At 73.4% G+C, this 7,060-nt stretch carries 1 protein-coding gene; it reads left to right on the forward strand.

The features are described 5' to 3' along the window. Positions 1–7,060 (forward strand): type I polyketide synthase (locus ACFWIS_RS40165; RefSeq protein ID WP_380524367.1); only part of this gene is annotated, 7,060 nt, incomplete at both ends.

Raw genomic sequence — 7,060 nt, forward strand, 5'->3', positions numbered from 1 at the left:
TCCTCGTCTTCGTCCTCGGGCGCAGGTTCCGGCTTCCGGGCTGGTGGGACGGTGCTGGTCACGGGTGGTCTGGGGGTGTTGGGCCGGTTGGTGGCGCGGCATCTGGTGGAGGTTCACGGGGTTCGTCATCTGGTGTTGACGGGTCGTCGTGGTCCGGACAGCGAGGGTGCCGCGGAGTTGGTGGCGGAGTTGGCGGGGTTGGGTGCGTCGGCGCGGGTGGTGGCGTGTGATGTGGCTGATCGTGCGGCGTTGGCGGAGTTGTTGGAGGGTGTTCCGGCGGGGCGGCCGTTGACCGGTGTGGTTCATGCGGCGGGTGTGTTGGACGACGGTGTGGTGGAGTCGTTGACCGCTGCTCGGGTGGACGGGGTGTTGCGTCCGAAGGTGGACGCGGTGTGGAACCTGCATGAGTTGACGGTGGGTCTGGGGTTGTCGGCGTTCGTGGTGTTCTCCTCGGCGTCGGGGGTTCTGGGGGCTCCGGGGCAGGGGAGTTACGCGGCGGCGAACGCGTTCCTGGACGCGTTCGCGCAGTATCGTCGTGGTCTCGGTCTGCCGGGTGTGTCGTTGGCGTGGGGTCTGTGGGCCGAGCGTGGTGGGATGACGGCGGGTCTGGGGTCGGTGGAGGTGGGGCGGATCTCGCGGGGCGGGATGCTGCCGTTGTCCACCGAGGAAGGTCTGGCACTCTTCGACGCCGGCCTCACCCATGACCACCCCGTGCTGTACCCGATGCGTCTGGACCGCGCCTCGCTGCGCACCGCGGGTGAACTGCCGTCCGTCCTGCGCGGACTGGTGACGGCCCCGGTCCGGAGGAGCGCCGCCGCCTCGGCCGACACCGGCTCGGCCGACGGCAACCGCCTCGCCCGGAGCCTGGCCGGTCTCCCCGAGGCCCAGCAGGAGCGGGTGCTGCTCGACCTGGTGGCCACCGAGGTGGCCACCGTGCTGGGCCTGGCGGCGAACGAACCGCTCGACCCCACCCAGGTGTTCAAGGACCTCGGCTTCGACTCCCTCACCGCCGTCGAACTGCGCAACCGGCTCGGCGCCGCCACCGGACTGCGCCTGCCCGCGACCCTCGCCTTCGACCAGCCCAGCCCCTCGGCCCTCGCCGGCTACCTCCGCACCCGCCTGCTCGAAGGCCGCACCGCGCTTCCGACGGCGGGCCCGGGCACGGCCGCGACGACGGACGAGCCGATCGCCATCGTCGGCATGACCTGCCGCTTCCCCGGGGGCGTCCGCACCCCCGAGGACCTCTGGGACCTGGTGGCCGGCGGCGGCGACGCGATCAGCGCCTTCCCCGAGGACCGTGGCTGGGACCTGGACGCACTCTTCGACCCGGACCCCGAGCGCCAGGGAACCTCGTACGTCCGTGAGGGCGGATTCCTCGACGGGGCGGCCGACTTCGACCCGGTCTTCTTCGGCATCTCCCCGCGCGAGGCGCTGGCCATGGACCCGCAGCAGCGGCTCCTGCTGGAGGCCGCGTGGGAGACCTTCGAGCGGGCCGGGATCGCACCGGCCTCGGTGCGCGGCACCCAGACCGGCGTCTTCACGGGTGTGATGTACCACGACTACGTCAACCTGGTGCAGGACCAGGAGGGCCTGGAGGGCTACGCGGGCAACGGCAGCGCGGGCAGCATCGCCTCGGGCCGGATCGCCTACAGCCTCGGCCTCGAAGGTCCGGCCGTGACGATCGACACCGCCTGCTCCTCCTCGCTGGTCGCGATGCACCTGGCCGGCCAGGCGCTGCGCGAGGGTGAGTGCTCGCTGGCGCTCGCCGGTGGCGTCACCGTGATGTCCAGCCCGAACACCTTCATCGAGTTCTCCCGTCAGCGCGGTCTCGCCGCCGACGGCCGCTGCAAGCCGTTCGCCGCCGGCGCCGACGGCACCTCCTGGTCCGAGGGCATCGGACTGGTGCTGCTGGAGCGGCTTTCGGACGCGCGGCGCAACGGCCACGAGGTGCTGGCCGTGATCCGGGGCTCGGCCGTCAACCAGGACGGTGCCTCGAACGGGATGACCGCGCCCAACGGCCCCTCGCAGCAGCGGGTCATCACCATGGCGCTCCAGAAGTCACGGCTGACGGCCGACGAGGTCGACGCGGTGGAGGCGCACGGTACGGGCACCACGCTGGGTGACCCGATCGAGGCGCAGGCGTTGCTGGCCACGTACGGGCAGGGGCGGTCGGAGGACCGGCCGCTGTGGCTGGGGTCGGTGAAGTCGAACCTGGGGCACACCCAGGCGGCCGCCGGTGTGGCGGGTGTGATCAAGATGGTGCAGGCGATGCGCCACGGGGTGCTGCCGCGGACCCTGCACGTCGACGCGCCGTCGCCGCACGTGGACTGGTCGGCGGGTGCGGTCTCGCTGCTGGCCGAGGAGCGGGCGTGGCCGGAGACGGGGCGTCCGCGTCGTGCGGGTGTGTCCTCGTTCGGCATCAGCGGCACCAACGCGCATGTGATCCTCGAACAGGCGCCGCGGAGCACCGAGTCGGCTGCTCCGGCGGGCGCGGGGGCGGTTCCGCCGGTCTCGGTGCTCTCCGCGCGCAACGAGGCCGCGCTCCGGGAGCAGGCCGCGCGACTGGCCGTCCGCGTCGCGGCGGACAGCTCGCTGAGCGTGACCGACGTGGCGCTCTCACTCGCGACCACCCGCTCCCCGCTCGCCCGCCGGGCGGCGGTGGTGGCGGCGGACCGTGAGGGGCTGCTGCGGGGGCTGGAGGCGCTGGCCGAGGGGCGTCAGGCCAAGGAGCTGGTGGACGTCGCCGCTTCCGGCGGCAGGACGGTGTTCCTGTTCACCGGTCAGGGCTCCCAGAAGCCGGGCATGGGCCGGGAGTTGTACGGGGCGTTCCCGGTGTTCGCGGACGCGTTCGACGCGGTCTGTGCGGAGTTGGACAGACACCTGGACGGTTCGGTTCGGGACGTCGTGTTCGGCGCGGACGCGGAGCTGCTGAACCGGACGGTGTGGGCGCAGGCGGGGCTGTTCGCCCTGGAGGTGGCGCTGTTCCGCCTCCTCGAATCATGGGGCATCTCGTCCGACCTGCTGCTCGGGCACTCGATCGGTGAGGTCGTCGCCGCGCATGTGGCGGGGGTGTTCTCGCTGGAGGACGCGGCCGCGCTGGTGGCGGCGCGCGGTCGCCTGATGCAGGCCCTGCCCGCCGGCGGCGCGATGCTGGCCGTCGGGGTGCCGGTCGAGGAGGCGGCGGAGCTGCTCGCCGGGTTCGCCGGCCGGGTCGACGTGGCCGCCGTGAACGGTCCGCGATCCGTGGTGTTCTCGGGTGCGGAGGATGCCGTCGAGGAACTGGCCGGACTGGTGCGCTCGGCGGGGCTGCGGGCGAAGCGCCTGTCGGTCAGCCATGCCTTCCACTCGCCGTTGATGGAGCCGATGCTGGCCGAGTTCGGTGCGGTCGTCGGCCGTCTGGCGGCGGCCGAGCCGAGGATCCCGGTCGTCTCGAACGTGACCGGCGTTCTCGCCACGGCGGAGGAGCTGACCTCCCCCGACTACTGGGTGCGGCACGTCCGCCAGGCGGTGCTGTTCCGCGACGGTGTCCGCACCGCGGCCGAGCTGGGCGCGGCCCGCTTCGTCGAGCTCGGCCCGGACGGCGTCCTGACGGCCCTCGCCCAGGACTGCCTCACCGACACCGACACGCACACCGACACGGACACCGGCACGGACACCGGCACCGGAACCGCGACCGACGGCCACGTCTTCGCCTCCCTCCTGCGCCGCGACCGCCCCGAGGACCAGGCGCTCGCGGCCGCCCTGGGCACCCTGCACTGCTGGGGCGCCGCCCCCGACTGGCAGGCCGTGTACGGGGGTTCGGGCGCCCGGCGGGTCGACCTGCCCACGTACGCCTTCCAGCGTCAGCGCTACTGGCCCGACACCGTCCCCGCCGAGAAGCGCCGGACGCCGTCGCAGCAGCCGGCCGCCCAGCAGGAGAACACCACCGGGTCCACGACGACCCACCGGCTCGACGCGGCCGAGGACCAGGGTCGCGCTCTGCTCGACCTGGTCCGGGAGACCGTCGCCGCCGTGCTCGGGCACGATGCGCAGGAGACCGAGGACGCTGAACGCGCCTTCCGGGACCTCGGCTTCGACTCCATGACCGCCGTCGAGTTCCGCAACCGGCTGAACCGGGCGACCGGACTGAGCCTGCCCACGACCCTGGTCTTCGACCACCCCACCCCCGCCGCACTGGTCCGGCACCTGCGGGCCGAACTGCTCGGGGGAGACGACCGGACGCAGACCGCGCACCGCACGGTCGGCAGTGACGAACCGATCGCGATCATCGGCATGAGCTGCCGCTTCCCGGGCGGGGCGAACTCCCCGGAGGAGCTGTGGCGGCTGGTCGACGGCGAGGTCGACGCCATCACGCCGTTCCCGGCCGACCGGGGCTGGAACCTCGACGCCCTGCACGACCCCGACACCGACCGGATCGGCACGACCTACACCCGGGGCGGCGGATTCCTGCACGATGCGGCCGAGTTCGACGCCGCGTTCTTCGGGATCTCGCCGCGTGAGGCGCTGGCCATGGACCCGCAGCAGCGTCTCCTGCTCGAAACGAGCTGGGAGGCCTTCGAACGGGCCGGGGTGACGCCCGAGTCGGTGCGCGGCAGCGGTACCGGCGTGTTCGTCGGCACCAACGGTCAGGACTACACGGCGCTCGTCTCGGCGTCCGAGGAGAACCTGGAGGGGTACCTCGGCACGGGCGGCGCCGGGAGCGTCGCCTCCGGCCGGATCGCGTACACGCTGGGCCTGGAGGGACCGGCGCTGACGGTGGACACCGCCTGCTCCTCGTCGCTGGTCGCGCTGCACCTGGCGGCCGAGGCGCTGCGCCGCGGGGAGTGCTCGCTCGCGCTGGCCGGCGGGGTGACCGTGATGTCCACCCCGGTGTCGTTCATCGAGTTCAGCCGCCAGCGCGGCCTCTCCCCGGACGGCCGCTGCAAGCCCTTCGCGGCGGCGGCGGACGGCACGGGCTGGTCGGAGGGCGCGGGCATGCTGCTGGTGGAGCGGCTTTCGGACGCGCGGCGCAACGGGCACCGGGTGCTGGCGGTGATCCGTGGCTCGGCCGTCAACCAGGACGGCGCGTCCAACGGTCTGACCGCGCCCAACGGCCCGTCCCAGCAGCGGGTGATCCGTCAGGCCCTCGCCAACGCGGGCCTGACCGGCGCCGACATCGACGCCGTCGAGGCGCACGGCACGGGCACGGCGCTCGGTGACCCGATCGAGGCGCAGGCGCTGCTCGCCACCTACGGGCGGGAGCGCCCCGAGGACCGCCCGCTGTGGCTCGGTTCGATCAAGTCCAACATCGGGCACACCCAGGCCGCGGCCGGCGTGGCGGGCGTCATCAAGACGGTCATGGCGATGCGCAACGGTGTGCTGCCGAGGACGCTGAACCTGGACGAGCCGACTCCGCACGTCGACTGGACCTCCGGCGCCGTGGCGCTGCTGACGGAACGCCAGGAGTGGCCGGACGCGGGCCGGCCGCGTCGGGCCGCCGTGTCCTCGTTCGGCATGAGCGGCACCAACGCGCACCTCGTCCTCGAACAGGCCCCGACGGAGCCCGAGGCGGACCGAGTCCCGCTGCCGTCCACCGCCCCGGTGGTGTGGCCGCTGTCGGCCAGGACCGCGGAGGCGCTGCGCGCCCAGGCCGAGCGGCTGGGCGAGTACCTCGCGTCCCGTCCGGACGCGGACCTCGTCGCGGTCGGGCGCGAGCTCGCGCTGGCCCGGACGGCCTTCGCCCGCCGTGCCGTGCTGACCGCTGCCGACCGTGCGGAGCTCCTCGCTGCGCTGGAGGGACTGGCGGGCGGTGCGGGGGAGATCCTGCTCGCCCGGGAGAGCGCGAGGACGGCGTTCCTGTTCACCGGTCAGGGCTCCCAGCGGCCGGGCATGGGCCGGGAGTTGTACGAGGCCTTCCCGGTGTTCGCGGACGCGTTCGACGCGGTCTGCGCGGAGCTGGACAAGCAGCTGGACGGCTCGGTCCGCGAGGTGGTGTTCGGCGCGGACGCCGAGCTGCTGAACCGTACGGTGTGGGCGCAGGCCGGGCTGTTCGCCCTGGAAGTGGCGCTGTTCCGTCTCCTCGGCTCGTGGGGTGTGCGTCCGGACTTCCTGTTGGGTCACTCGATCGGTGAGGTCGTCGCCGCGCATGTGGCGGGGGTGTTCTCGTTGGAGGACGCGGCCGCGCTGGTGGCGGCGCGTGGCCGGCTGATGCAGGCCTTGCCCGCCGGCGGCGCGATGCTGGCCGTCGGGGTGCCGGTCGAGAAGGCCGAGGCCCTCCTCGACGGCTTCGCCGGCCGGGTGGACGTGGCGGCGGTGAACGGGCCGCAGTCCGTGGTCCTCTCGGGTGAGGCCGTGGCGATCGAGGAGATCGAGCAGGCGGCTGTGGCGGCCGGTCACCGGGTCAAGCGCCTGTCGGTCAGCCATGCCTTCCACTCGCCGTTGATGGAGCCGATGCTGGCCGAGTTCGGTGCGGTCGTCGGCCGTCTGGCGGCGGCCGAGCCGAGGATCCCGGTCGTCTCCAACGTGACCGGCGCACTCGCCACGGCGGAGGAGCTGACCTCCCCCGACTACTGGGTGCGGCACGTCCGCCAGGCGGTGCTGTTCCACGACGGCGTCCGCACCGCGTCGCAGCTCGGCGCGACCCGCTACGTCGAACTCGGCCCGGACGGTGTGCTCTCCGCCATGGCCCAGGGCATCCTCACCGACCCCGCGAACGGGGCGGCGCCGGAGGCCGTCACGATTCCGCTGCTGCGCAAGGACCGCTCCGAACCGCGAAGCCTGTTCGACGGGCTCGGACGGGCGCACGCCGCCGGTGTCCCGGTCGACCTGACGGCGCTCCTCGGAGCCGCCGCCGCTCCCCGCCCCGACCTGCCGACCTACGCCTTCCAGCGTGAGCGGTACTGGCCGACCCCGGCCGAGCGGGCCGAGCTGCCCGCCTGGCTGGGCGGCCCCGCGGGTGCGTCCGAGCCGGACGAGCTGCTGTATCACGTCAGTTGGGCTCCGCTGGGTGCGGTGGCTTCGGGTGCGGTGGCTTCGGGTGCGCTGGCGGGTCGGTGGTTGGTGGTGTCGGCGGGCGGGTGTG

Source organism: Kitasatospora sp. NPDC127060 (assembly GCF_042724935.1).
In the GTDB taxonomy this organism is placed as follows: Bacteria; Actinomycetota; Actinomycetes; order Streptomycetales; family Streptomycetaceae; genus Kitasatospora.